Raw genomic sequence first — 23,650 nt, 5'->3', positions numbered from 1 at the left:
TAGACCACCTGCCCAGCTGGTATTGCTGAGACAGATCGAATCTGAGTGATTCAGCAGGGCATCTGGTTATAAAACGGTCACCAACGCCCTCTAGGGTGTGGCCCATGTCTGTGTCTGGTGACTTGGTGCTGCTACCTGCCGTCGATGTGGCGGACGGTCAGGCGGTTCGGCTGGTGCAGGGTGCGGCTGGGAGTGAGACGTCGTACGGCGAACCGCTGGCGGCCGCGCTGGCGTGGCAGGAGGCAGGGGCGGAGTGGGTGCACCTGGTCGACCTGGACGCGGCGTTCGGGCGCGGGAGCAACCGTGAGCTGCTGGCCGAGGTGACCGGGAAGCTGGATGTGCAGGTCGAGTTGTCGGGCGGGATCCGCGACGACGACTCCCTGGAGGCCGCGCTGGCGACCGGTGCCCGACGGGTCAACATCGGGACGGCGGCGCTCGAGGACCCGGTGTGGTGCGACCGGATCATCCAGCAGTACGGCGACCGGGTCGCGATCGGGCTGGACGTGCGGGGCCGGACTCTGGCCGCGCGTGGCTGGACGAAGGAAGGCGGTGACCTGTACGAGGTGCTCGAGCGGCTGGAGACGGCCGGCTGCGAGCGCTACGTGGTCACCGATGTGACGAAGGACGGCATGCTCCAGGGACCCAACCTGGAGCTGTACCGCGACCTGTGCGCGCGCACGGACAAGCCGATCATCGCCTCCGGCGGCGTCTCGAGCCTCGACGACCTGCGCGCGCTGAGCACGCTGGTCGCCGACGGGGTCGAGGGCGTCATCGTGGGTAAGGCTTTGTACGCCGGCGCGTTCACTCTGACCGAGGCACTCGAACTCACGCGTGGAGGCGACAAGTGAGTCTGGCCGACCAGCTGAAGGACAAGAAGGTCCTCGTCACCGGGATCACCGGTTTCGTCGGCGAGGCCCTGCTGCACCGGATGATCGGCGATCTGCCCGGCACGACCGTGGTGGCGATCATCCGGCCGAAGGGCTCGCTGACCGGCGCCATGCGGATGGCGCAGTTGCTGAAGAAGGACATCTTCAAGCCGTTCTACGGCGAGGGCACCCCGTACGCCGACGCCGAGGCGCTGACCGCGGCCCGGATCGAGGTGGTCGAGGGCGACCTGTCCGACGTGCCGGCGCTGCCGACCGATCTCGACATCGTCGTGCACTGTGCCGGTGACGTCAGCTTCGACCCGCCGATCCACGAGGCGTTCACGACCAACGTGCTCGGTACCAAGAGCCTGCTGGAGCGGATCGACGAGAGCCGCCAGGGCACGGATCGCAAGATCCACTACGTGCACATCTCCACCGCTTACACGGCCGGCCGCCGGCGCGGCGCGATCCCGGAGGCGTCGGTCGACCACACCGTCGACTGGCGGGTCGAGGCCGAGGCCGGGATGGCGATGCGGCCCCGGATCGAGGAGCAGTCGCGGTCCGCGCCGATGCTGGCCAAGTTCCGCAAGGCGGCCGAGAAGATCCACCGCCGCGCCGGCCACTTGACCGCGGCGGCCGACACCGAGCGCCGCCGTACCGAGTGGGTCGCGAAGCGGCTCGTCGAGACCGGCACCGAGCGCGCCCGCAGCCTCGGCTGGACCGACTGCTACACGTTCACCAAGGCGCTCGGCGAGCGCGTGGTGGAGGAGTTCTCGGCCAAGTTCCCGACCTCGATCGTCCGGCCGGCCATCATCGAGTCCGCGGTCGAGAGCCCGCACCCGGGCTGGATCGAGGGCTTCAAGATGGCCGAGCCGCTGATCCTGGCCTACGGCCGCGGTGAGCTGCCGGAGTTCCCGGCCAGCCCGGACGCCGTGATCGAGATCGTCGCGGTCGACCACGTGGTCGGCGCGATCTGCGCGGTGATGGCGACCGAGCCCGAGCTGAACAAGCCGGAGTACTACCACGTCGGCTCCGGCGCCCGGAACCCGCTCACGTTCGAGCAGCTGTACAAGGGGATCCGCGCGTACTTCTCCAAGCACCCGTTCGACCTGGGCGAGCGCGGCGCGGTCCGGCTGCCGGTCTGGAAGTTCCCCGGTGGCGACTCGGTCGAGTCGATGCTGCGGTACGGCGAACGCGCGCACAAGCTCGCGGATGCGGTCGTCACCCGCGTCCCGCGCGGTGAGCGCGCCCGCAAGTTCGCTCGCGAGCTGGACGTGCAGAAGCGCCGGATCGACTTCCTGCGCCGCTACATGGACCTGTACTCCGAGTACGCGCAGGTCGAGCTGCAGTTCATCGACGACAACGTGCTCGCGCTGCACAACGCGCTCGAGGGTGACGACCGGGAGAAGTTCGCCTGCGACACTGCGGTGGTCGACTGGCAGCACTACATCCAGGAAGTGCACTGCCCGAGCATCACCGAGTCGATGCGCCGCCTCGACGTGGTCCGCAAGAAGCGGAACAAGGGGCTGGCCGAGACCGCGGGTGTCCTGAAGAAGGTGAAGCCTTCCGACGACGGCGAGATCATCGCCGCGTTCGACATGGACGGCACGTTGCTGTCGTCGAACGTGATCGAGACCTACCTGTGGATGCGGCTGCCCGAGCTGGACGGCCCGCAGCGGGTCGGCGAGATCGGTCAGATGCTGCGCCGGCTGCCGAAGCTGATCTCGGCCGAGCGCAAGGACCGCGGTGCGTTCCTGCGCACGATCTACCGCCGGTACAAGGGCGCGGACCTGGAAGAGCTCAACCGGATCGTCGACGAGATCCTCGCCGAGCACGTGCTCGAGCGGCTGAGTGGTGCCGCGGTACGGCGGATCCGGGAGCACCGGGCTGCCGGGCACAAGACGATCCTGATCACCGGCGCGATCCGGCCGCTGACCCGGCCGCTGGAGCCGTTGTTCGACGAGATCGTCGCGGCCGAGCTGGCCGTCGACGACCGCGGCCGCTGCACCGGCTACCTGTCCGGGCCGCCGCTGGTCGGTGAGTCCCGGGCCGCGTGGATCAAGCACCGTGCGCGGACCGGCAACATCGATCTGTCGAAGTCCTTCGCGTACGCCGACAGCCACTCGGACCTGCCGATGCTGGCGACCGTCGGCAACCCGGTCGCCGTCTCGCCGGACGTCTCGCTGTTCCGGGCCGCCCGGGCCGGACGCTGGCAGATCGTCGACTGGAAGACCCCGTCCACTTCGTCCCGTCTCGAGCTCCCGGGGGTGAACGCCCGATGATGCTGGCCCTCGAGATGTACCGGTCGCCGGCCAAGTACCTGGCGGCCAAGGCGGTCGGCGGCCGGATCCCGGGCATGCTGACCGGACCGGCGGCACCGTTGCGCCTCGTCACCATCAACGAGCCGAAGGCCGACCGGGAGGGCTGGGCGCGGATCCGGCCGATCCTGTCCGGGATCTGCGGTTCGGACCTCGGCATGGTGACCGGCTCGACCAAGATGTACTTCTCCGCCGTGGTGTCGCTGCCGTTCGTGCCCGGTCACGAGGTCGTCGGTGAGCTGCTGGACGACTGCGAGGACCTGCCGAAGGGCACCCGAGTAGTCATGGACAGCGTCCTGACCTGTGCCACGCGCGGTGTCGAGCTGTGCGAGGGCTGCGCGTCCGGCCACACCAACCGGTGCGACCGGATCACGGTCGGGCACCTCAAGCCGGGTCTGCAGACCGGCTTCTGCCAGGACACCGGCGGTGGCTGGGGCAACGTGATGATCGCTCACCGCAGCCAGCTGTACGCCGTACCGGAGGGGCTGAGCGACGAGCGCGCCGTACTGGTTGAGCCGCTGGCAGGTGCTGTGCACGCCGCGCTGCGTGCCAACGTTCAGGCCGGGCAGTCGGTGCTGATCAGCGGCGCCGGTGCGGTCGGTCTGTTCGCGACGCTGGCGATCCGTGAGCTGACCCAGGCGGGCCGGATCACCGTGGTCGCCAAGCACGCCAAGCAGCGCGAGCTCGCCCGGGCGTTCGGGGCCAGCGACGTGGTCGCGCCCGACGAGGTGTTCCGTGGCGTTCGCCGCGCGACCGGGGCGTTCCGGCTGAAGCCGGACCTCGGCGCCAAGGAGTTCCTGCTCGGCGGTGTCGACGTCGCTGTCGACGCGGTCGGCAGCAAGGACTCGATCGACACCGTGCTGCGGGTCACCAAGGCCGGCGGCCGGGTGGTCCTGTCCGGCATGCCGTCGACCGGTGTCGACCTGTCCCCGGTGTGGTTCCGGGAGCTGGAGGTGGCCGGCACCTACGCGTCCTCGACGTCGGAGCCGAACGGCCGCCCGGCGTTCGAGACCGCGCTGGAGCTCGCCGCGAAGGCCCCGCTGGACGGGGTCGTCGGGGCCAAGTACCCGCTGTACCGCTGGCGTGAGGCACTCGACCACGCGCATTCGGCCGGCCGCCTCGGCACGGTCAAGGTTGCTTTCGATGTGAGGGCCTCATGAGGGCGCCCGCCGTACGACGAGAGGGTTTCTGACATGTCCCGGCCAGGTTTTGTGCTTGAGGTTGACGACCGCACGCCGCCGTTGATCGTGCACAACGGTGAGGGCTTCCTGCTCGAGCGGTTCCCGCTCGGCACCCGCGTGGTGTACCCGCCGGAGGCACTGCCGGCGGTGCGCGACGTGGAGGAGGCGATCCAGAACGCGTTGCTGAACCCGATCGAGTCCGAGCCGCTGCCCGAGCTCCTGCACGCGGGGATGCGGCTGACGATCGCGTTCGACGACATCTCGCTGCCGCTGCCGCCGATGAAGAAGCCGGACATCCGCCAGCGCGTGATGGAGGCGGTGCTGGAGATGGCGGCGGCGGCCGGGGTTGACGACGTCGAGATCATCTCGGCCAACGCGCTGCACCGGCGGCTGACGCCGAACGAGCTGCGCGACATCGTCGGCGAGCGGATCTTCCGGTCGTTCTTCCCCGACGGCAAGCTCTACAACTTCGACGCCGAGGACGCCGAGAACCTGACCCACCTGGGCCAGACCCGGCACGGCGAGGACGTCGAGATCTCCAAGCGGGCGGCCGAGTCCGACCTGCTGGTCTACGTGAACGTGAACCTGGTGGCGATGGACGGTGGCCACAAGTCCACCTCGATCGGGCTGGCGTCGTACAAGTCGCTGAAGCACCACCACAACAGCCACACGATGATCCACTCGCGGTCCTTCATGGACCACAAGGCCTCGAAGATGCACCACTCGGCCTGGCGGATGGGTGAGGTGCTGACCGAGCACGTCAAGGTCTTCCAGATCGAGACCACGCTCAACAACGACCTGTTCTCCGGCGGCCTGTCGTTCCTGCAGAAGCGGGAGTGGGAGTGGTCGCTGAAGGACCAGGGTTCGATGCTCGCGGCCAAGCGTGGACTGGCGGCGGCGCCGAGCAAGGTGCGGCACAAGATCTACACCGACGTCCGCTCGCCGTACGGGCTGACCGGGATCAACGCCGGCAAGATCGAGCCGGTGCACGAGAAGACCATCGAGATGGTGCACCGCCAGCACATGGTCGAGGTGCAGGGCCAGGCCGACGTCGGCGTCATCGGCGTGCCGTACCTGAGCCCCTACAACGTGAACTCGGTGATGAACCCGATCCTCGCCGCGGTGATGGGGATGGGCTACCACTTCAACGCCTACCGGGGGAACCCGATCGTCCGCAAGGACGGCGCGCTGATCCTCTACCACCCGGTGCCGTACGAGTTCAGCCAGCTGCACCACCCGTCGTACGTCGACTTCTTCGAGGAGGTGCTGTCGGAGTCCACCGACCCGGCCACCATCGAGGCGAAGTTCGAGAAGCAGTACGCCGAGGACCCGTGGTACATCCACCTGTACCGGACGTCGTACGCCTACCACGGCGTGCACCCGTTCTACATGTGGTACTGGATCAGCCACGCCCTGGACCACTGCGGTGACATCGTCTGGGTCGGCGCGAACCGCAAGACCGTCGAGCGGATGGGCTTCCGGTCCGCCTCGACGCTGCAGGACGCGCTCGAGATGGTCAGCCACTCGGTCGGCCGGTCGCCGTCCATCACCTATCTGCACAACCCGCCGCACCTGATCGCGGACGTGCACTGATGGGCAACAGCTTGGTGAAGTTCACCTCCGAGACCGCGAAGGACGTCAAGCTGGTCGCGCGCGGCTGGCGCTGGGGCCGGCGCGCGCAGGTCCCGCGCTCGGCCGAGCCGTACGTCGTACCGAAGGAGACCTCGGTCTTCCCGACCAAGTGGGCCCGGACGCCGGGGGCGATCGCCGTCCGCGATCTGCTCCAGAAGGGCCCGCTGAACGCGATCGTCAACGGCACCGTCAAGCCGCAGGTGAGCGGGCTCGACTCGCTGCTCAAGCTCGACGGCCCGGCGTTGATCGTCGCGAACCACTCGTCGCACCTGGACACGCCGCTGTTGCTGCTGTCGCTGCCGGACGCGATGCGTCGCCGTACGGCGATGGCGGCGGCCGCCGACTACTTCTTCGACACCTGGTGGCGGGCGGCCGGTTCGGCGATCGTGTTCAACACGTTCCCGATCGAGCGCCGCGGCGGCAAGCTCAGCGCGACGCCCGGCGACCTGCTCGCCGACGGCTGGAACGTCGTGGTCTTCCCCGAGGGCACCCGCTCCCCGGACGGCTGGCTGCAGCGCTTCCGGATGGGCGCGGCCTACCTCGCGGTCGAGCACAACGTGCCGGTGATCCCGGTCGGCATCAAGGGCTCGTTCGCCGCGATGCCGCGCGGCCGCGGCTGGCCGGTCCCCGGCCGTCCGACGGTCGCAGTCCGGTACGGCGACCCGCTGCACGCCGCCGAGGGGGAGAGCCCCCGTGACTTCGCCCCGCGCATCGCGGCCGCCGTCGCCGCGCTGCTCGACGAGGAGTCGACCACCTGGTACGAGTCCCGCCGCCGCGTCGCCGCCGGTACCTCACCCGCCCAGACCGGCCCCGAAACCTCCGCCCGCTGGCGCCGCGTCTGGGAATCCACCCGCCCGGTCAAGGCAACCGACAGCCGCCGTAAAGCCTGGAAGTAGATCGGTGCCGCGGCCGACCTGACGGTAAGGGTTGCGTCGGGTCGATCGCCTCGCGAGGGGCGATCGAGAAGGTCAGGAAGTAGACCCCGCGCAGCCGCCGCTTCACCTTCCCCCTCCTCCCGGCCAACGTCCGAAGGACCGGAGTGCCCGTCTCCGGGTTTTCGGACGTTGGCGTGGGATTGGAGCGTTCCAACGTTGTGGGATCGTTTCCAGGGGATTGTGGGAGCGCTTTCATGGGCCTACGATCATCGCGTTCGACGTCCGCCCCCTGTCGACCGAAGGTGAAGACCCATGCCCAGATCCCGGCTGCTTCTGGCTGCCGTGACAACGCTCGCGATCACCGCCGCATCGCTGGTGATGACGAGTGGAGTTGCCTCCGCGAACGAGTACTACAACAGCATCGAGAGCGCCTCGGCCTCGAATGTCGACTGGATGAGCCGCGTCCCCGGCGACACCACGCTCGACAAGCTCTCCGTCCCCGGCACCCATGACAGCCTCGCCTTGTGCGGGTACTCCGGTACCGGCGGCGACAGCTGTGACCCGGTGACCACCAGCATCACCAAGACCCAGGAGAACCACGGGTACAGCGCGCAGACGCTGACCACCCAGTTCAACGCCGGCATCCGTGCCATCGACATCCGGGTCCGTGTGGACAAGGGTGATGCCGGGATGAGCTTCACCGTCCATCACGGCACCTACTACCAGTGGGCGAACTTCGCCGACGTACTGACGAAGGCGCGGGACTTCCTCGCCGCGCATCCGCGCGAGACGATCCTGCTGCACCTGAAGGCCGAGTGCACCGGTGAGACCGGGTCCTGCAACGACGCCGACGGCTACGGGAACGACGAGTGGCGGCTGAAGACGCTGCGGTCGTACCTGGAGGGCAAGGCGTACACGGGTGACGGCGACAACTCCAATCCGGCAACCAACTGGAGCAGTCTGTTCTGGGCGCCGTCGGTGACCGGTACCGACCAGGCCGACACCCCGAAGCTGAGCGAGACGCGCGGCAAGATCGTGCTGACGACTTTCCGTGGGGTGCGGGGTGGGATCTACGGCGGTTACGGGCTGAAGATTCCGTACCCCGGCGGTGGGTCCAACGACGAATGGGTCCAGGACGACTACCAGGTCGACGACATCAGCGACATCGACGACAAGTGGGAGAAGGTCCGCACCCACCTGCGCCGCACGAACGGCGTCTGGGACCTGAGCCGGCCGGGGGAGAAGGAGCACGTCTACCAGCCGAACTCGATGTACGTGAACTACACCAGCGGTTCCGGTTCGGGCGCGCACCCGTTCACCGTGGCCGGCGGTACGCCGACCGCGAACGGCGTCAACGAGTTCCTGATCCAGTGTCTGCACAACACCGACGGCCGGTGTCCCGAGTTCTACCCGGGTCGCGACGACAAGTTCGGCGGTGAGCCGTCGATGTCGCGGACCGGCGTGATCATGATGGACTTCCCGGGTGGTGGGCTGATCGACGAGATCGTCAAGCGCAACCGCACCGGCCCGGACCCCGTGGACGACAACGGCGGCGTCGGCGACCCGATGGAACAGCACCCGGGTGGTGACGACGGTGGCTCGCGGCCTGCGTCGAAGACGACAGCCACTGATTGCCGCCCGGACGGTCTGGCGACGACGCCGGGCGTGGCAACGCCGTACTGCAAGATCTATCAAGGCGACGGCCGGGAGTGGCTGGGCCAGGGTCGCGATCGCCGAGTCGTTGCCTACTTCAACGGTGGGCGCACCGGGGCGGACGGGACGCCGCATTATCTGGTGAAGAACATCCCGTGGTCGAAGGTCACGCACATCAACTACGCGTTCGCGTCCGTGAACAACAACCACATCACCGTCGACGATGCGGCGACCACGATGGAGTGGCCGGGTCAGACGGGTGCCGAGATGGACCCGTCGCTGCCGTACAAGGGTCACTTCAACCAACTCACGAAGTACAAGCGCCTGCATCCGCGCGTGAAGACGCTGATCTCCGTCGGTGGCTGGGCCGGGTCGGGCGGCTTCTACTCGATGACCACCAACTCTGACGGTTCGGTCAACCAGGGTGGGATCGACACGTTCTCGAGTTCGGTGGTGGACTTCCTGCGGACCTACGGGTTCGACGGTGTGGACATCGACTTCGAGTACCCGACCGTGCTCGACGACACCGGCAACCCCAACGACTGGAGTACGGCGAATCCGCGGCGGAAGGGCTTGCCCACGTCGTACGCGGCGTTGATGAAGACGCTGCGCGATTCGCTGAACCGCGCATCTGTTGCCGATGACAAGTACTACCAACTGACGTCGGCGTCCTCGGCCTCCGGCTACCTCGTGCGTGGCATGGCCAATCAGACCGCGTTGGACTACCAGGACTTCACCAACCTGATGGCCTACGACTACCACGGCACCTGGAACGACGTCGTCGGTCCGAACGCGGCGTTGTTCGATGATGGCAAGGACCCGGAGCTGGCCGACCTTTACGCGACACCCGAGTACGGCGGGATCGGCTACTTCAACACCAGTTGGGCGATGAAGTATCTCCGCGGCGCGATGCAGGCCGGGCGAGTCAACATCGGCATCCCGTACTACACCCGCGGTTGGAAGAACGTCACCGGTGGGACGAACGGTCTGTGGGGGAACTCGCAGAAGACCGGTTGCGAACCAGGGACCGGCGTACGGCGTCCTTGTGGTGACGGCGCGATCGGGATCGACAACATCTGGCACGACGAGACGTCCAACGGTGGTGAGCTCGGCTCGGGGACAAACCCCTTGTGGCACACGAAGAACCTGGAGAAGAACATCCTCCCCAGGTATGCGCCGAACGTCGGTCTCGACCCGAACGATGCCGCTGACAAGCTGAGCGGTCAGTACTCCCGCTACTGGGACAACACCACGAAAACGTCCTGGCTGTGGAACAACGACAAGAAGGTCTTCCTGTCCACCGAGGACGAGCAGGGCATCGACGCAGTCACCGATCTCGTGAAGTCCACGGGCGCCGGCGGCGTGATGATGTGGGAACTCGGTGGCGACTTCGCGTGCCCCGACACGGTCGACGCCCAGCACCCCTGCGGGATGGGCTACACGCTGACCACGCGGCTCAACGAGAAGCTCGGCAATTCAGGTGCCTATGACAACAATCTCCGCAGCGGAAGCTCCGGCACGGCGCCGACGGTGACCGCGAACATCAGCGTCGACATGGTGAACTACCCGACCACCACGGCGAACCTCTGGCCGTTGACGCCGACCGTCCGCATCACCAACAACACCGGCCGGACGCTCGGTGGCGGCAAGGACACCAAGCTGTCGTTCGACATTCCGGCGTCCACGTCCCCGCTGGTCAAGGACGTCAACTGGCAGACCGGTGCCCAAGGTGGTCAGTGGCAACTGACCTCCGGTTCGACCTTCCACCGGGTGACCACGACGCTCGATTACTGCCAGATCATCCCCGCGGGCAAGACCCTCGACCTGCCGATCATCTACTTCCTCCCGATCACCGGCCCCGTGAATACGAGCCTGTCGATCGGAGGTACGCCGTACGCGCCGGTGACCGACAACCTGAAGGGACTCGGTACGGCGACCCCACCGGCCGGCGGATGTAGCGCCGGCAACTGGGACTCGACCAAGGTCTACGACCCGACCACCCAAGCGGTCGAGCAGGTGACCGTGAAGTACAACGGCAAGGTCTGGAAAGCCAAATGGTGGACCCAGAACAACGCCCCCGGAACCGGCCCCGACCCCGACCACGAACCGTGGAAGCTGATCGGCCCGGCTAACTGACCACCCGTCTGCGCGGTCGCCACAGGGGACGGCCGCGCAGACCCGGGTCAGCCTTCGTGGCGGTCTCGTTGGACGTTGGTGGTGCGTAGGGCGTTGGCGGTGGGTGGGGTGATGGTCCAGTCGGGGTGGTTGGGCATCGGGGGTTCTTTGGTGCCGTAGAGCCAGTCTTCGAGGAAGGGACGGACGGTGGGGTCGCCGGAGACCTGGGTGGCTAGGGCGATGTAGTCCTCGGTGGTGGCGGAGCGGTTCTTGTAGGTGCGTAGGTAGGCCAGCTGGACCTGGTTGAACTTGTCGAGGCCGATCTTCTCCGACAGGGCGAACAGCGTCAGGGTGCCGCCGGTGTAGCGGATGTCGTCGAACAGGTGCGCGGCGTTCGGCTTGGCGACCGGGCCTGACTTGGCGCGCCAGATGTCGCCGTTGCCGTAGGTCTCCTTCATCCGGTCGAGCATGGTGGTCTTGCCGTGGGTGTCGGTCCAGCCGCGCTCGTACTGGTAGAGGAACGAGTAGTAGTTGGCGTTGCCCTCGTTCAGCCAGAGGCTGCCCCAGTCGGCGGGGGAGACGCTGTTGCCGAACCAGCTGTGGGTGACCTCGTGCACCATGTGGGTGCCGATCTGGTTCTCGGGCCGCTTGAGGTAGTTCGGCTTGTAGAGCGTCAGCGTCTGCGTCTCCAGGCCGGTGAAGTCGAACGCGTCCGACGCATCGGAGTTCGCGGGCAGCAGGCCGTACGCCTCGAACGGGTACGGGCCCAGCCGCTCCTCGACCCAACCGAGTTGACCCTTGGTGAGCTGCAAGGCTGGCTCGAGGTCGGCCACCCGAGCTTTCGGTACGACGTCCCGCAGCCGCGCGCCGCCTGACGTCGTACCGCGATCGATCACGTCGAAGTCGCCGACGGAGATCTGCACGAGCTCGGTCGGCAGGGGCTCACGAGACTGATACGTGTACGTCGTACTGCCGTCGGCGTTGGGTTCTTCGCTGGTCTTGGACCCGTTGGCGACACCGATCGTGCCTGCGGGCGCGGTGACCTTGAACGTGTAGCCGGCCTTGTCCGACGGGTGGTCGTTGCTCGGGAACACGGTGTGCGCGACATCGGGCTGCGGCGCCGTACTGAAGCCGTCCGGCGTCGCCACAAACCCACCGAGCGGCGGCTTCAGCAGGCGCGGGTCGGCCTGGTAGTGCACCTTGACGGTGAACGTCGAGCCGAGTTCCCCGGCCGGTGTGATCACCAGCTCGTGCCCGTCCTGCTGGTACTGCGCCTGCTGGCCGTCGACCTCAACCGACCGGATGTCGAGCCCGTAGGAGTCCAGGTCGAAGGTCGAGAGGTGCTGGGTGGATCGCGCGTCCATCGTCATGGTCGCGTCGATGAGCTTGGTCGCGGCGTCGTACTTCATCTCGATCAGGTAGTGCTCGGCCTCGTAGCCGCCGTTGCCGAGGTTCGGGAAGACCGAGTCACCGACACCGGGAGCGCCCGGCGTCCCGGTTCCGGCCGTGGCCGCCGAGCTGATCGCGGCCGTCGACAGCAGCGCCAGACTCGCCACTGCCGCCGTGACGCCGATCCGGCGCACCGTTCGCTGCATGAACAACTACCTCCTGGGGGATGGGATACCTCGCCCACTCTGATCCAGCGGGTGGGTCAGGAGTTGGAAACGCGGAACTATTCGACCGGGGTTTCAGGGTGGCCCGATATCCTGGCCCGCGTGACTCTTGCCGTGCGAGTGATTCCCTGCCTGGACGTGGATGCCGGGCGGGTGGTCAAGGGTGTGAACTTCGTCGGGCTGCGGGACGCCGGCGACCCGGTCGAGATGGCCAAGGTGTACGACGCGGAGGGCGCCGACGAGCTCACCTTCCTCGACATCACGGCGTCCTCGGGATCCCGGGAGACGACGTACGACGTGGTCGGCCGGACGGCGGAGCAGGTCTTCATCCCGCTGACGGTCGGCGGGGGAGTGCGCGAGGTCGCCGACGTCGACCGGCTGCTGCGGGCCGGTGCCGACAAAGTCGGGATCAACACCGGCGCGATCGCGCGGCCCGACGTGATCAAGGAGATCGCGCACCGGTTCGGCAATCAGGTGCTGGTGCTGTCTCTCGACGTACGGCGTTCGGCCGAGCAGCCGAGCGGTTTCGAGGTGACCACGCACGGCGGCCGACGGTCGGCCGGACTGGACGCGATCGAGTGGGCCCGGCGTGGCTGCGACCTCGGTGCGGGCGAGATTCTGCTGAACTCGATGGATGCCGACGGCACCAAGAAGGGCTTCGACCTGGAGCTGATCGCGGCGGTCCGCGCGGTGGTCGACGTACCCCTGATCGCCAGTGGGGGAGCGGGCGCGCCCGAGCACTTCCCGCCCGCGGTCGAGGCCGGGGCGGACGCCGTACTGGCTGCCAGCGTCTTCCACTTCGGCGACTTCCGGATCGCCGACGTCAAGAAGGCGTTGCGCGACGCCGGGATCGTGGTCCGATGACCGAGACCACCCCCGAGGTCCAGCAGGCGCCTGAGCCGCTGGTCGCCGACATCGAGCAGCAGCTGTCCGCGCTCTTCCGCCGCGCCCGCTCGGCCTCGATGATGATGGCCCGCCGCGTGCACCCCGACATGGACGCGGCCGGGTACGCGCTGATCTCCCAGGTCGAGTTCATGGGCGGCGCCGGCGCCGGCGTCCGCGCCTCCGAGGTCGCGCAGTCCCTCGGCCTCGACAAGTCCACGGTCAGCCGTGGCATCACCCAACTCGAGGGCCTCGGCCTGCTCGAACGCATCGGTGACCCCGACGACGGCCGCGCCCGCCTGCTCAAACTTACCGACGTCGGCGCCGAACGCTTCAACGCCTTGCGCGCCCAGCGCCAGCTCGAGTTCCGCGCCATCTTCAACGGCTGGAACCCCGAGGACCTCTCCGACCTCGGCCGCCTCCTGGGCCGCCTGAACGGCGACCTGACCTGAGGTAACCCTCCGTAGCCGAAGCCCTTCGCTCCGCACATATGGTTGCAGAAACCAACTATTCGTGTATATAGTTGAGTTATGCAACTAGCTCAGCAACCCCTCGTCCCGGGGGTGGAGCGGGACGCGTCGGCCCAGGAGCTGATCGAAGGGGTCAGCTCGCTGATCCGGGCCGTGCGCTGTATCGAGCACAAGCACCTGATGCCGGGCAACGGCCTGCGCCGGTCCGACGCCAGTGTGCTGAAGGTCCTGATGGTCGACGGTGAGCAGCGTGGCGGAGAGATCGCCGCGAAGCTCGGCGTCGACGCGTCCGTGGTGAGCCGGCAGCTGACCGCCCTCGAAGCCGACGGCCTGGTGAGCCGTCGGCCGGACCCGGCGGATGCCCGGGTCGGGCTGGTCCGGGTGTCGGACGACGGCAGGACCCGGCTGGAGGCCATGTACTCCGCCTACACCAAGCAACTGCGCTCCGCCTTGGCGGACTTCGACGATGACGCGCTCACCGATGCCGCCGGTGTCCTGAAGCGGCTGGCCCGCGCCGTCACCGAGGCCGCCGACTCCGTGAGGCGATCGAAGACAACGGGAGACTGATGACTGTCACTACCGCGGATTCCGGGACCCGGAGCCAAGCGCCCAGCGCTCCGGAACTCACCCACCGCGAGATCCTCGAGATCCTGATCGGCCTGCTCGCCGCGCTGTTCACGGCGATGCTCAGCTCGACGATCGTCAGCAACGCGCTGCCGACGATCACCGCCGACCTGCAGGGGACCCAGACGCAGTACACCTGGGTACTGACCGCCAGCCTGCTGGCCACGACGGTCTCCACCCCGATCTGGGGCAAGCTGTCCGACCTGCTCAGCAAGAAGCTGCTCGTGCAGCTGGCGATCTCACTGTTCGTGGTCGGTTCCGCTCTTGCCGGTACGGCGCACAACATGCCGTTCCTGATCGGTGCGCGGGTCCTGCAGGGGCTGGCGATGGGCGGCCTGATGGCGCTGGCCCAGTCGATCATCGGTGCGGCGATCCCGCCCCGTAACCGCGGCCGGTACTCCGGCTACATGGGTGCGGTGATGGCGGTCGCGACCGTGTCCGGTCCGCTCATCGGTGGCGTCATCGTCGACACCTCGTGGCTCGGCTGGCGCTGGTGCTTCTACGTCTGCGTCCCGCTGGCCGTGATCAGCCTGATCATCCTGCAGAAGTACCTGCACCTGCCGCTGATCAAGCGCAAGGTCCAGGTCGACTACCTCGGCGCGATCCTGATCAGCATCGCGGCCAGCCTGCCGCTGCTGTGGGTCACCTTCGCCGGGACTGATTTCGACTGGATGTCCTGGCAGTCCGCGCTCTTCGTCGTCGGCACGCTGGTCTTCGGGGCCCTCGCCGTCCTGGTCGAGAGCAAGGTCGCCGAGCCGCTCGTCCCGCTCAAGGTCGTCCGGGAGCGGACCACCGCACTGGCGATCGTGGCCAGCCTCGCGGTCGGTGTCGCGATGTTCGGCAGCGCCCTGTTCCTCGGGCAGTACTTCCAGGTCGCGCGCGGCTACAGCCCGACCGAGGCCGGTCTGCTCACCATCCCGATGATGCTCGGTTCGTTCATCGGTTCGGTCGGTTCGGGTCAGATGATCACCCGGTTCGGCAAGTGGAAGCGTTACCTGGTTGCCGGTGGCATCCTTCTGGTCATCGGCCTGGTCGTCCTCGGCACGATCGACCACGCCACGCCGTACTGGTATGTCGGTCTCGGCATGCTGTCGATGGGCATCGGCATGGGCATGATGATGCAGAACCTGGTGCTCGCCGTACAGAACACGGTGGACGTCTCGCAGATCGGCGCCTCGAGTGCGACGGTGTCGTTCTTCCGCAGCCTGGGTGGTGCGGTCGGCGTCGCGGCGCTGGGCGCCGTACTGGCTGCCCGGGTGAAGGACCTGATCCTGGCCGGCCTGCCGGCGAGTGCACGTGGTCAGGCGTCCGGAGGCGGGCAGAGCCTGCTCGACGTCAACCACCTGCCGCCGCAGCTGGCGGAGCTGGTTCGGCACGCGTACGGCGATGCGACCGGGCGGATCTTCCTGATCGCGGCCGCGTGTGCGGCGGTCAGCCTGATCGCGGTCTTCTTCATCAAGGAGGTCCCGCTGCGGACCACCGTGCGGAAGGTCGACGACGTCGAGGACCTGGCCGACCGAGCCGTGCACGACTAAGCAGGGCATGACTGATTCCTGAACCGGTCAGTGGTTAAGTTTGCGGTACAGACCATTGGCCGGAAAGGGTGTCATGAGCTCGGGGTACCAGCAGCAGCCGCAATGGGGTCCGCCTCCGCCGCCGCCCAGGCAGCGGAACACCGGACTGATCGTCTCGTCGGTGGCGTTCGGCGTGATGCTGATCGTGTTCGTGGTGACCGCGTTCGTCGCGCCGGGCTTCCTGGTCGGCGGCGACTCGGACACCGCGCACCCGGCGCCCGATTCGACGTTCCCGGCGTCGCCGCCGGCGTCCTCCGCGCCGCCCAGCTCGGAGCCGAGTGATCAGCCCACCTCGTCCGTGCCGACCTCGTCCACGGGGATCGAGCAGGACCCGGCGTACATGAAGCCGATGGAGTCCTTCGTCGCCAAGGTGAACGCGCGCAACGCCGCCGCCGCGAACGCGATGACCTGCAAGGACGAGAAGAGCAAGCGGCTGACGATCCCGCGGGTGACCGCGGCGGTTGCCCAGGGCCCCCATTACGTGATCGAGTACGGCAACTCCGGCAGGTCGGTGTCGAACCTGGCCGGGCTGGAGCTGGGCGGGAAGCTCGGCAAGCGTGAGGTTCCGAAGGTCGCTGCCGTCGGCAACGAGAAGCACCTGATCTACACCGGCGGCGTCTCCGCCCGCCAGGACAGCTCCGGCTGGTGCATCAACGCCTTCTACTCCGGCTTCTCCGACATCGACAAGAGCTGAGGCTCCAGGCTGTCCAGGTCGCGGGTCCTGAGGATCGGCGACCGGACCAGCCACAGTACGGCGAACAGGCCGCCGGCCGCGGAGACGAACAGGGTCGCGCGGACACCGATCCAGGTGCCGAGGAACCCGCCGACCACCGCGCCGAGCGGCCTGATCCCGTAGTTGATGGTGCTGTAGGCCCCCGAGACCCGGCTGCGCATCCGGTCGTCCGTGACCGCGGCCTGCAGCGAGTTGTTCGGGATGTCGTAACACATCACCGCGAACCCACCGACGAACTGAGCGGCGGCGAACGCGGCGGCCTTGAGCCAGACCGGGCCGGCGGCGAACGCGGCGATCGCGATCGCGCCCGGAAAGACGATCGCGCCGACGGCGATCAGCGGCCCGATCCCGATCACGCGACTGAATGGCGCCGCGGCCACTGCGCCGACCAGTGCGCCGGTCGAGCCGATGCCGAAGGCCAGGCCGATCGTGCCCGCCGACAGATGCAGCTCGCGGCTGGCGAACAGGACCAGCATCGCGCTGCCGATCAGGTTGAAGAAGTTGATCGTGGTCGAGCAGGCCAGCGTGTGCCGGAGGTACGGGTGGCGGAGCAGGTACCCCATCCCGCTGCGAGCCCGGCGGAGCAGTGACTCGGCTGTCGCCTCCGCGGGCGCTGGAGCGACCTTCGTCCGGGTGAGCTGGAGAGCTGAGAACGCAAAGGTTGCTGCATCCGCGACCAGCGCGATCGGCGCTGTCAGCCACTGCACCAGGACGCCGCCGGCCGCCGGGCCGGCGATGAACGAGATCGACCGGGTCGCGGAGAGTTTGCTGTTCGCCTCGAGGAAATGGTCGCGATCCACCAGGCGCACGAAGAACGCCGAGTACGCCGTGTTGAAGACGACCCGGGCCGCGCCGGTGAGGATCGCGATCAGATAGAGCTGGCCGAGCGTGAGCAGGTCCAGCCAGTACGCCGCCGGCACGCTGAGCAGCATGATCATCCGGGACAGGTCGGCTGTGATCATCAGTGGCCGCTTGTCGGGCCGATGGTCGACCCACGCGCCGACGAACAGCGACAGCAGGTTCGGCAGCCAGACCGCAGCGGTCAGCAGACCGACCTGGCTGGGGGAGGCATCGAGCAGAGTGACCGCGATCAGCGGCAGCGCGAGTTCAGTGATGCGGTCTCCGAACTCGGAGACCGACTGCGCGGACCAGAACCGCCGGAACCGGCGGTCGCGCCACAGGCTCGTTGCGGCCGGGCGCTTCATGCTTCTGGGAGAAGCAGGTGCAGGTAGCGAACCGAGGCGGCACCCTCTGGTGCTTCCTCGGTGTTCCGGCGCTGCACGTACGGCGCGAGCACCTGCTCGATCGCGGATCCGATCTCCTCGGCCTCCTCGGGCGTGATCACCAAGCGGGTGTTGGCCGAGTCGGCCGCCCGGCTCCACGGAGGGTCGAGGCCGGGCTCGGTCTCGGCCAGCCATCGCTGTGCGGTCTCCAGGATCTGGTTCATCATCTCGACGCGCAGCAGGCGGCCGGCTTCGGTGCCCTCGGGCGTTTCCGGCAGTCGGTAGCGGAAGCCGCGGCTCGCCGCGTTCCACCAGCGTTGGCGTTTGTCGGTGCCGGTCGGGGGTGGGCCGTCGGTGACGAGGCCGAACTGGGCCAGGTGGCGGAGGTGCCAGCTGGTCACCGAGGGGGAGGCGCCGACGTGCTCGGACAGCTGGGTCGCGGTGGCCGGCCCATGGCGTTGCAGCCAGCTGAGCGCGGCCAGCCGGACGGGGTGCGCCAACGCCCGCATCGCCTGCGGGTCGGTGATCTCGAAATCGCCGTACGGATTTCTGAGAGACATGTTTCGAGAGTAATCTCTCAGATCTCCTCTCGACAAGTTCCGGATTTCGTGGAACCTGGTGGTGGGGTGGCGCGTGTTACCACCAGACGCGGCGGGACGAGGGGGTTCGGTGGATCGGGATCAGGTGCCGGATGTGGCCGTGCTGTACCGGCGGAGCTGGCCGCGGCTGATCGGTGTCCTGGTGTCGATCGGTGGGTCCCGGCCCGACGCCGAGGAGGTGGCGCAGGACGCGTATGTGAAGCTGCTCGGCCGGTGGGAGTCGATCAGCAAGTACGAGGACCCGGAGGCGTGGGTGCGGTCGGTGGCGGTGCGCACGCTGATCAGCCGGCTTCGGCGGCAGCAGGTGGCGGCCAAGGCGCTGACGCGGCTCACTGGGCGCCGGGCCGAGGTGGTGGCGCCGCCTGATGGTGAGGCGCTGGATGTGTCGTCGGCGCTGGCCACGCTGCCGCCTGCGCAGCGGGCGGTGGTCGTGCTGCACCACGTGATGGATCTGCCGCTGGACCAGATCGCTGAGGAGCTACAGGTGCCGATGGGCACGGTGAAGTCCCGGTTGGCCCGGGCGCGGCAGGCGCTACAGCCGCTGCTGGAGGTCAAGGAGGTGCCTGAGAATGCGTGAGTTACTGACCCAGTACGTCGACGAGCAGACACCCGAGGAGGCGCCGCCGTTCGAGTACGTCGAACGCGCTGCCCGCGGCCGGAAGACCCGCAACCGGGTGACGGCGACACTGGTGACAGGGGTCGTCGTGGCCGCCGGTGGGATGCTCGCCGTGATCGACCGGCCCCAGGCTGCTGACCCGGCCCCGGCAGGACCGGAGATGGTCATCACGCAGGACGTCCGCACCGGCGAGCTGATCGTCCCCGGTCTGCTGGACGACGGTCCGCCGCCGAAGCAGTTCAAGTACGGCAAGACGACGATGGTGCTGGCCAGTGAAGTGCGGATCGTCGGTGTCAACGGAGAGCCGGACCACCCGGAGTACCTGACCGTCCAGCTGCCGCATGACGCGACCTCGTCGTCCGTGAGTTGTCTGCCGGACACCGTGGTCCGGATCCTGCGCCAGGACGACACGTCGATCCGGGTCGCCGCGTATCGCTACCGGCCGGGTGGGGACGAGGCCGTGGGGCAGCAGTGTTTTCCGGTGCGGATCGAGGGCAGGCATCAGGTCGTCCAGCTCAACCTGCGCCGGCTGCTGGGCGCCCGCACCGTGTACGCCGGCGCGGCCGGGAAGCGCATCCTCCAGTACTGACGGCTCGCCGGGGTGGACCGCGACCACCCCGGCCGGCCGTCGCTTCACACGTCGATCGTGCAGCGCAGGGAGTCGATGACGAGGGACTCCGTCATGCCGACGGACAGGTACAGACCCAGTGCTGGGGTCGGGTTGTTGGTGTCGACGTGCAGGAGGGTGCCGGTGCGTCCGGCAGCGGCGTCCAGGGCGAACTGGTCGCGGAGTAGGAACTTGGCCAGTCCCTTGCCGCGGGCATCGTCGAGCACGGCCAGGCGGCCGATGTAGTTGCAGTTCTCGTCTTCGACGAACGCGTCGGTGCACTCGCGCATCGCGACGGCTTTGCCGTCGATCTCGAGCAGCGTCATCCCGGCCCAGTCGAAGGTCGACTGGGCCTCGTGGGAGGCGCGCCACTCCTCGAACGAGCGCACCTCGAAGCCGTACTGGCCGGTGAACGCCTCGATGAGCACGTGATGGGCCGCTCGCTGCGACTCCTCATCCGGTGTGCCTCGACGGACTACGACACCGGCGGGCGCCTCCGGTGTTGAGACGGGGCCGGGGTGGTCGATCCGCATCCGGTGGAACGTCGTACCGCGAACGTAGCCCTGCGCCTCGAGGCGCTCGCGACGGGCGGTGTCGAGACGGTAGACGCCGGTGTCGAGCTGCACCGAGGTGTGCCCGTGGGCGGCGGCGAGTTCGCGGCCGCGCCGGGTGATCTCACCGAGCAGGTAGGCCTCGACGGCCGGGTCGCTGGTGACGGCGTCCATGTCGAGGACGTGGAACTCGCCCTTGCCGAAGATCGAGCCGTAACCAACCAGTTGGTTACCTTCGAAGACCAGCCATCCGTCGGTCGCCGGATCGAACCCGGGCTCGGTGAGCTCGTCGACGGCATCGTCGAGGGTGTAATCGGCGAAACCGACCACGCTCGTGTTGTACGCGGCGACCAGGTCGAAGACGGCTCGGGCGTCGGCTTCGACAGGTGGTCGCACAGTGAAGGTGTCTGGCAGTACGGCGGTCATGTCCACAGCGTGGAGAACGACCGCCGTACTGTCGACTGGTTTAACAGGCCTTGACCCACTCCGACTCACAGGCCGGCTGGTTGCTCTGCCGGGTCTGCGGTGCGATCGCCGCGGCCGGGGGAGCCTGGTCACTCCACGAGGCGAGCAGCACGCCCACCTGGTCCTCCACGGGACGCGGCGAGGTGATGTAGTTGTTGCTCAGCATGGAGAACACCAACTTGCGGCCGTCCTTGTTGGTGACATAGCCCGAAAGGGCAGTGGCACCGGTCAGGGATCCGGTCTTGCCGTGCAGGTTGTTCGCGGCCGGAGTGTTGCGCATCCGGGCGCTCAGAGTGCCGCCGGTGAAGCGGTCCGGATTCCCCGCGATCGGCAGCGCGTCGTACCACTGCTGGAACCACGGCTCCTGCTGTACGGCGAGCAGCAGCGTGGTGATCGAGTTCGCGGTCACGTTGACCTTGCGGGCCAGACCGGAGCCGTCGCTGAGCCGGATGGTGCTGGTGTCGACGCCCTTGCTCTTGACGTAGTCGTTGACGACGGCCAGACCGGCCGCCCAGGTGCCCTGGCCCTTCTTGACCGCGCCCATGGTCTTCACCAGGTGCTCGGCGTGCATGTTGTTCGACAGCTTGAGGAACGGGTTCATCAGCTCGCCGACGGTCATCGACTCGTCCTTGGCCAGCACGGTGGCACCGGTCGGAGTGGTGGCGTTCTTGATCTTGCCGTTGACCCGGATGCCCTCGGCGGTGAGCGCCCGCCGGAACACGTCGGCCGCGTACAGCTCCGGCTCCCAGACGGTCACCCACTTGCTCGACTTGGCGGTACCGAGCGGGAACGAGCCGCTGACCCGGACGGTGCTGGTGCCGTGCTCACGCTCGACGACCAGCGTGTTCGCGGAGCCGGCAGCGCCGGTGGTGGCGGTGTTGACGACCTTCAGTACGTCGTTGGCCGGCACGGTGTTGAGCTTCACCGGGTCACCGGCCGCAGCACCGGGCAGCGTCTCGATGATCGCCGTACCGGAGTCCAGGTCGCCGTTCGGGGCGAGCGTCAGCGCGGAGATCTGTGCGGAGTAGTACGAGGACTCGTCGTCGCCGGCCCAGCCGTCGCCCAGCCGGGTGTGGTCGAAGTAGGAGTCGTCGGCCACCAGGTCGCCATCGACGCGGGTCACACCGGCGGTCTTGAGCTGCTTGGCCAGAGCGACGTAGTCCGCCTCCAGCGTGGTCGGGTCGCCGTACCCCTTGAGGTACAGGTTGCCCTTGAGCTTGCCGTTCTTGGCCGGAGTGCTCGCCAGCACGTCGGTGTGGAAGCGGAACGACGGACCGAGCACCGCGAGTGCGGCAGTCGAGCTGAAGAACTTGGTGTTCGACGCCGGCATCAGTCGGTTGCCGCCGTTGCGGTTGTACAGCGTTTCGCCGGTGGTGGCGTCCCGGACGACCAAACCGACCTGCGACCCGGTGTAGGCCGGGTTGGTCAGCAGCTGGTCCAGCTGGGTCTGCAGCGGGGTCTCGTCAGCCGAGGCGGTCGAGCCGACGGCCTGCGAGACCACGGCTCCCGCGGCTACGGCCAGTACTGCCGCAGCCGCGAGCAGCTTGCGCCTTGAAACCCACGGTGAATAGCTCACTCCATACTCCCTTGACCATCGAGAATCGACTTGAGCGAGTCTCTACCTTCAGGGGGTCGCGTGGCTGGTGAATCGATGTAAAACTGCAGATCCGCCCCCACTCCAAGGAGTGCAGATGTTTCGACGACTACTCGCGGCGACACTAGCTGCAGGCCTCAGCCTGACTGCCGCCCCCGTCCACGCCGCACCACAACTGGCTGGTGCGGTCTTCCCGACCGACATCGTCGCCCAGGACTTCCCGGATCCGGACGTCTTCCAGCAGAACGGCACCTGGTACGCCTACTCGACCAACAGCAGCCCCGGGACGGTTCCGGTTGCTACAGCCACCAGCCCCGGCGGACCGTGGACGATCCGCGGTGACGCGATGCCAGGCGGCCCATCCGCCGCTTGGGCTCAGCCGGGCCGCACCTGGGCGCCGGACGTGTACCCGAACCCCGACGGCACCTACACGCTGACCTACACCGCTTGGCACAAGGCCTCCGGCCGCCAGTGCATCGGAGTAGCAACCGCCACGTCGCCCCGCGGCCCGTTCACGCCGGTCGGGACCGAACCGCTGATCTGCCCGCTCGACCTCGGCGGGGCGATCGACCCCAACACCTTCGTGGACCGCAACGGCACCCGCTACCTGGTCTGGAAGAACGACGGCAACGCCATCGGCAAGCCCTCGACGCTGTGGCTGACCAAGACCACCAACAACGGCCGAACGCTCGTCGGCTCCAACACCGCGTTGCTGAGCTCGAGCGGGATCATCGAGGCGCCGGACATCGTCCAGCGCGACAGCCGCTACCTGCTGTTCTTCTCGACCGGTGGCTACAACGACTGCAACTACCAGACGTCGTACGCGACCGCGACCAGCCTGACCGGACCCTGGAGCGTCGCCGGCCGTCCGCTGATGACCACCCAGACCTTCGATGACCACGTCTGCGGGCCGGGTGGTGCCGACTTCGTCGGGGACAAGGTGTTCCTGCACGGCTGGAAGAACAACAGCCGGCACCTGTACGTCGCCGATGTCGGCTGGCCGAACGACTACCCGGTCGTGCGTGGCAGCCGGGTCCGGACCGAGTCCGAGAGCGGCCAGCTGAACCACTGTGTGGTGCGCGCCAACGCCAACGGCGCCTCTGACGGCAAGGTGGTCGGCTACATCGACTACGCGGACTCCTGGGTCGAGAACCGCGTCTACGCACCGGTTGCCGGTGGCTACACGCTGAACGTGCGGTACGCCAACGGCTCCGCCGGTACGGCGAGCCACGGGCTGGCGGTGAACGGTGTGAGCCAAGGCTCCGTGAGCTACCCGGTCACCGGCTGGGACAACTGGCACGAGAGCGCGGTCCCGGTCACTCTGAATGTCGGCTGGAACACCGTCCGGCTCTCCAAGGGCGACCTCTACACCGAGGTGGACTACCTGGAACTGCAGTAGCGGCACTGCTGCCGGGTCAGGGACCTGCCGGGCACGACCCCGGCCCTGACCCGGGAACAG

General features: G+C 67.8%; 19 protein-coding genes. 14 read left to right on the top strand and 5 right to left on the bottom strand.

The genetic code is table 11. The annotated features are described in order from the left end of the window. Nucleotides 1-104 precede the first annotated feature (104 nt). The 6 genes from priA (at nt 105) to ACIA49_RS31870 (ending at nt 10,661) form a co-directional block, all read left to right on the top strand. A complete protein-coding gene (priA, locus tag ACIA49_RS31895; protein WP_396381490.1) occupies nt 105-848 on the top strand; it encodes a bifunctional 1-(5-phosphoribosyl)-5-((5-phosphoribosylamino)methylideneamino)imidazole-4-carboxamide isomerase/phosphoribosylanthranilate isomerase PriA in 744 nt (247 codons plus the stop codon). Further along, nucleotides 845-3,148: an HAD-IB family hydrolase gene (locus ACIA49_RS31890; protein WP_396381489.1), complete on the top strand. Its 2,304-nt coding sequence runs from the start codon at nt 845-847 to the stop codon at nt 3,146-3,148. Before priA ends, ACIA49_RS31890 begins: the two co-directional genes overlap by 4 nt. Then, nucleotides 3,145-4,344 carry a zinc-binding dehydrogenase gene (locus ACIA49_RS31885; RefSeq protein ID WP_396381487.1) on the top strand — a complete coding sequence of 400 codons (1,200 nt, stop codon included), beginning with the start codon at nt 3,145-3,147 and terminating at the stop codon, nt 4,342-4,344. The genes ACIA49_RS31890 and ACIA49_RS31885 overlap by 4 nt, the downstream gene beginning before the upstream one ends. A gap of 33 nt (nt 4,345-4,377) precedes the next feature. Beyond that, the gene (locus ACIA49_RS31880; RefSeq protein WP_396381486.1) at nt 4,378-5,958 is read left to right on the top strand and encodes a lactate racemase domain-containing protein; all 1,581 of its coding nucleotides are present in this window, start codon (nt 4,378-4,380) and stop codon (nt 5,956-5,958) included. Next, complete coding sequence (locus ACIA49_RS31875; RefSeq protein WP_396381485.1) at nt 5,958-6,893, top strand: lysophospholipid acyltransferase family protein; 936 nt, start codon at nt 5,958-5,960, stop codon at nt 6,891-6,893. Before ACIA49_RS31880 ends, ACIA49_RS31875 begins: the two co-directional genes overlap by 1 nt. A gap of 291 nt (nt 6,894-7,184) precedes the next feature. Continuing rightward, entirely contained in the window at nt 7,185-10,661 is a 3,477-nt protein-coding gene (locus ACIA49_RS31870; protein WP_396381483.1) for a phosphatidylinositol-specific phospholipase C domain-containing protein, read from the top strand. A gap of 47 nt (nt 10,662-10,708) precedes the next feature. Here the strand turns inward: ACIA49_RS31870 and ACIA49_RS31865 are convergent, their stop codons facing one another. Continuing rightward, nucleotides 10,709-12,235: a M1 family metallopeptidase gene (locus ACIA49_RS31865; protein WP_396381482.1), complete on the bottom strand. Its 1,527-nt coding sequence runs from the start codon at nt 12,233-12,235 to the stop codon at nt 10,709-10,711. A gap of 120 nt (nt 12,236-12,355) precedes the next feature. Between ACIA49_RS31865 and hisF the strand changes: the two genes are divergently transcribed. From hisF to ACIA49_RS31840, 5 genes are all read left to right on the top strand, one after another. Continuing rightward, complete coding sequence (hisF, locus tag ACIA49_RS31860; protein WP_396381480.1) at nt 12,356-13,117, top strand: imidazole glycerol phosphate synthase subunit HisF; 762 nt, start codon at nt 12,356-12,358, stop codon at nt 13,115-13,117. Next, on the top strand, nt 13,114-13,587 hold the full coding sequence (locus ACIA49_RS31855) for a MarR family winged helix-turn-helix transcriptional regulator (protein WP_396381478.1): 474 nt from the start codon (nt 13,114-13,116) through the stop codon (nt 13,585-13,587). Before hisF ends, ACIA49_RS31855 begins: the two co-directional genes overlap by 4 nt. 78 nt (nt 13,588-13,665) lie before the next feature. Further along, a complete protein-coding gene (locus ACIA49_RS31850) occupies nt 13,666-14,172 on the top strand; it encodes a MarR family winged helix-turn-helix transcriptional regulator (protein WP_396381477.1) in 507 nt (168 codons plus the stop codon). Beyond that, nucleotides 14,172-15,764, top strand: a complete 1,593-nt coding sequence (locus tag ACIA49_RS31845; protein WP_396381476.1) for an MFS transporter — start codon at nt 14,172-14,174, stop codon at nt 15,762-15,764. The genes ACIA49_RS31850 and ACIA49_RS31845 overlap by 1 nt, the downstream gene beginning before the upstream one ends. Before the next feature lie 73 nt (nt 15,765-15,837). Continuing rightward, nucleotides 15,838-16,497, top strand: a complete 660-nt coding sequence (locus ACIA49_RS31840; protein ID WP_396381474.1) for a hypothetical protein — start codon at nt 15,838-15,840, stop codon at nt 16,495-16,497. Here ACIA49_RS31840 and ACIA49_RS31835 read toward each other — a convergent pair. Next, nucleotides 16,464-17,741, bottom strand: a complete 1,278-nt coding sequence (locus tag ACIA49_RS31835) for an MFS transporter (protein WP_396381472.1) — start codon at nt 17,739-17,741, stop codon at nt 16,464-16,466. The two genes, ACIA49_RS31840 and ACIA49_RS31835, sit on opposite strands and share 34 nt — an antisense overlap. After that, on the bottom strand, nt 17,738-18,319 hold the full coding sequence (locus ACIA49_RS31830) for an ArsR/SmtB family transcription factor (RefSeq protein ID WP_396381471.1): 582 nt from the start codon (nt 18,317-18,319) through the stop codon (nt 17,738-17,740). The genes ACIA49_RS31835 and ACIA49_RS31830 overlap by 4 nt, the downstream gene beginning before the upstream one ends. Nucleotides 18,320-18,428: 109 nt before the next feature. On the opposite strand from ACIA49_RS31830, the gene ACIA49_RS31825 reads away from it, so the two are divergent. Together ACIA49_RS31825 and ACIA49_RS31820 are read left to right on the top strand one after the other, a co-directional pair. Further along, a complete protein-coding gene (locus ACIA49_RS31825) occupies nt 18,429-18,935 on the top strand; it encodes an RNA polymerase sigma factor (protein WP_396381469.1) in 507 nt (168 codons plus the stop codon). Beyond that, nucleotides 18,928-19,563 (top strand): hypothetical protein, encoded by a 636-nt coding sequence (locus tag ACIA49_RS31820; RefSeq protein ID WP_396381468.1) that lies wholly within the window; start codon nt 18,928-18,930, stop codon nt 19,561-19,563. The genes ACIA49_RS31825 and ACIA49_RS31820 overlap by 8 nt, the downstream gene beginning before the upstream one ends. Before the next feature lie 44 nt (nt 19,564-19,607). Here the strand turns inward: ACIA49_RS31820 and ACIA49_RS31815 are convergent, their stop codons facing one another. Next, the gene (locus tag ACIA49_RS31815; protein WP_396381467.1) at nt 19,608-20,558 is read right to left on the bottom strand and encodes a GNAT family N-acetyltransferase; all 951 of its coding nucleotides are present in this window, start codon (nt 20,556-20,558) and stop codon (nt 19,608-19,610) included. Nucleotides 20,559-20,598: 40 nt separating this feature from the next. Then, a complete protein-coding gene (gene dacB / locus ACIA49_RS31810) occupies nt 20,599-22,173 on the bottom strand; it encodes a D-alanyl-D-alanine carboxypeptidase/D-alanyl-D-alanine-endopeptidase (RefSeq protein WP_396381465.1) in 1,575 nt (524 codons plus the stop codon). Between the two features lie 115 nt (nt 22,174-22,288). Here dacB and ACIA49_RS31805 point away from each other — a divergent pair, with 115 nt between their 5' ends. Further along, nucleotides 22,289-23,590, top strand: a complete 1,302-nt coding sequence (locus ACIA49_RS31805; protein WP_396381464.1) for a family 43 glycosylhydrolase — start codon at nt 22,289-22,291, stop codon at nt 23,588-23,590. Nucleotides 23,591-23,650: the final 60 nt, after the last annotated feature.

It is taken from the genome of Kribbella sp. NPDC051587 (genome assembly GCF_044453945.1).
GTDB lineage: Bacteria > Actinomycetota > Actinomycetes > Propionibacteriales > Kribbellaceae > Kribbella.
The sequence above is the reverse complement of the archived record's forward strand: the minus strand, read 5'-3'. Positions and strand labels throughout refer to the sequence as shown.

Excerpts from the sequence above, each read along its gene's own strand:
- priA (WP_396381490.1), top strand. The coding sequence starts at position 105 with ATGTCTGTGTCTGGTGACTTGGTGCTGCTACCTGCCGTCGATGTGGCG.
- ACIA49_RS31885 (WP_396381487.1), top strand. The coding sequence starts at position 3,145 with ATGATGCTGGCCCTCGAGATGTACCGGTCGCCGGCCAAGTACCTGGCG.
- ACIA49_RS31880 (WP_396381486.1), top strand. The coding sequence starts at position 4,378 with ATGTCCCGGCCAGGTTTTGTGCTTGAGGTTGACGACCGCACGCCGCCG.
- ACIA49_RS31875 (WP_396381485.1), top strand. The coding sequence starts at position 5,958 with ATGGGCAACAGCTTGGTGAAGTTCACCTCCGAGACCGCGAAGGACGTC.
- ACIA49_RS31870 (WP_396381483.1), top strand. The coding sequence starts at position 7,185 with ATGCCCAGATCCCGGCTGCTTCTGGCTGCCGTGACAACGCTCGCGATC.
- ACIA49_RS31865 (WP_396381482.1), bottom strand. The coding sequence starts at position 12,235 with ATGCAGCGAACGGTGCGCCGGATCGGCGTCACGGCGGCAGTGGCGAGT.
- ACIA49_RS31855 (WP_396381478.1), top strand. The coding sequence starts at position 13,114 with ATGACCGAGACCACCCCCGAGGTCCAGCAGGCGCCTGAGCCGCTGGTC.
- ACIA49_RS31850 (WP_396381477.1), top strand. The coding sequence starts at position 13,666 with ATGCAACTAGCTCAGCAACCCCTCGTCCCGGGGGTGGAGCGGGACGCG.
- ACIA49_RS31845 (WP_396381476.1), top strand. The coding sequence starts at position 14,172 with ATGACTGTCACTACCGCGGATTCCGGGACCCGGAGCCAAGCGCCCAGC.
- ACIA49_RS31840 (WP_396381474.1), top strand. The coding sequence starts at position 15,838 with ATGAGCTCGGGGTACCAGCAGCAGCCGCAATGGGGTCCGCCTCCGCCG.
- ACIA49_RS31835 (WP_396381472.1), bottom strand. The coding sequence starts at position 17,741 with ATGAAGCGCCCGGCCGCAACGAGCCTGTGGCGCGACCGCCGGTTCCGG.
- ACIA49_RS31830 (WP_396381471.1), bottom strand. The coding sequence starts at position 18,319 with ATGTCTCTCAGAAATCCGTACGGCGATTTCGAGATCACCGACCCGCAG.
- ACIA49_RS31820 (WP_396381468.1), top strand. The coding sequence starts at position 18,928 with ATGCGTGAGTTACTGACCCAGTACGTCGACGAGCAGACACCCGAGGAG.
- ACIA49_RS31815 (WP_396381467.1), bottom strand. The coding sequence starts at position 20,558 with ATGACCGCCGTACTGCCAGACACCTTCACTGTGCGACCACCTGTCGAA.
- ACIA49_RS31805 (WP_396381464.1), top strand. The coding sequence starts at position 22,289 with ATGTTTCGACGACTACTCGCGGCGACACTAGCTGCAGGCCTCAGCCTG.